Source organism: Rhodococcus sp. NPDC003383, assembly GCF_053589115.1.
Genome location: NZ_JBSFRG010000067.1, coordinates 1 through 2,075 on the forward strand (window position 1 = coordinate 1; position 2,075 = coordinate 2,075).

The 2,075-nt window shown below is 69.4% G+C and carries 1 protein-coding gene; it reads left to right on the forward strand.

Annotated elements, in window-relative coordinates; genetic code table 11:
* Positions 1-99: 99 nt before the first annotated feature.
* The coding region (locus ACWDTS_RS28065; protein ID WP_450111773.1) for a condensation domain-containing protein at positions 100-2,075 on the forward strand (1,976 nt) is incomplete at its 3' end.

Here is a 2,075-nt window from a genome sequence, read left to right on the forward strand (position 1 = left end):
GATCCGTTCACTGCGGGTGGGCGGTTGTATCGGACGGGGGATCTGGTGCGGTGGTTGCCGTCGGGTGGGTTGGAGTATGTGGGTCGGTCGGATTTCCAGGTGAAGATCCGCGGCCAGCGCATCGAGGTCGGTGAAATCGAAGCCGCGCTCACCACGATCGACGTCGTCGGTTCCGCGACCGTCGTCGCCCACGGCACCGGTGCGGAGACCCGTTTGGTCGCCTACGTCACGCCCGAAAACGGTTGCACGGTGGACGAACTCGATCCGTCCGCGCTGCGTGCCCGACTCGTCGACACGCTGCCGGCCCACCTCGTGCCGTCGGCGCTGATGGTGCTGCCGGAGCTGCCGATCACCGCGAACGGCAAGCTCGACCGCGCCGCACTGCCCGTGCCCGCGGCCACGGACCATTCCGGCCGCGAGCCGCAGTCGCCCGCGGAGCTGTCGGTCGCGCGTGCCTTCCGGGCTGCGCTGGACCTCGACGACACCGTGACCGTCGGCGTCGACAGCGACTTCTTCGCACTCGGCGGGCATTCCCTGTCCGCGACAAGAGTTCTCACGCGCCTCAATGCCGAGCACGAAGTGTCCCTGTCCCTGCGTTCGATCTTCGAGACCCCGACCGTCGGCACGCTCGCCGCTGCCCTCGACGGTGCCCGTCGCGTCGCGCATCGTCCTCGTGTCGGGGATGCGGTGCGTCCCGATCCGCTGCCCGCGTCCTACGGCCAGCAGTCGCTCTGGATGATCGAGCAGCTCACCGGCGTGGACGCGCAGTACAACGTGCCGACCGTCCTGCGTCTGCGCGGACAGATCGACACCGACGCACTCGCCGCGGCCGTCGCCGATCTCGTTCGACGGCACGAAGCGTTGCGCACGCTGCTGGTTCCGGCCGACACGGTCACCGAATCCGATGCGGCCGTGTATCAGCGGATCGTCGAACCGGCAGCCGTCGCAGGTCAACTCGACGTCACCGTCGCGGAGTGCACCGATCCGGTGCATACGCAGGCGCGCATCGACGAGTTCGGCCGCCGGCCGTTCCGCCTCGACACCGACCTGCCGCTGCGTACCCTGATCCTGCGCACCGGGTCCGACGAGTGCGTGCTCGTGCTCTCCGTGCACCACGCGGCGATCGACGACTGGTCGTTCCCGACCGTGATGTCCGACCTCTCCGCCGCGTACCGGGCCCGCCGCGCCGGCCACACACCCGAATGGGACATGCCCGCAGTGCAGTACGCCGACTACGCGGTGTGGCAGCGCGAGCTCCTCGGGTCGGCCGACAACCCGGACTCGGTGCGTGCCGAGCAGAGCGCCTATTGGGCACGGGTCCTCGACGAGGCGCCGGTCTCGTCGTCGATCGCACTGGATCGCCCGCGCCCGACGGCTCCGAACTTCCACGGTGCGCAGGTCCGCGGCGGTGTCGATGCAGCCATCACCGAGGCGCTGCACGCGACCGCGGACCGTGCCGGGGTGTCGATGTTCATGCTGGTCCAGGCCGCGGTCGCGATCGCGATGCAGCGGTTGGGTGCGGGTGACGACATCGTGGTGGGGTCGCCGGTGGGTGGCCGTACGGACGAGGCGTTGGCGTCGGTGGTGGGGTATTTCGTGAACACGCTGCCGTTGCGTCACGATCTGTCGGGGGATCCGACGGTGGACGAGTTGCTGGGCCGGGTGCGGGAGGTCGTGCTCGGTGGGTTCGCCCACCAGGACCTGCCGTTCGAGGAGATCGTCCGGGCGTCGGGCGCCGAACGCATCGGCACCCACAATCCGCTCTACCAGGTCATGCTCGCCTACCGCGCCGACTCCGGCGACCTGGCGTTCGGGGCCGGGCTCGACTCGGTCACCGAACCGGCAGACCTGGCGGTCGTCAAGGCGGACCTCGAGATCTCGGTCTCCGAAACCGATTCCGGACTCGACATGACCGTCGACTACGCCACCGAACTGTTCGAGGCCGCCACGGCCGAACGATTCGTCGCCGCGCTGCGCGGCGCGTTCGGTGTGTTGGCGGGGGCTGGTGGTGTGCGGTTGTCGTCGGTGGATGTGGTGCCGGTGGCGGATCGGGTGTTGGTGTCGGGGTTTGCGGT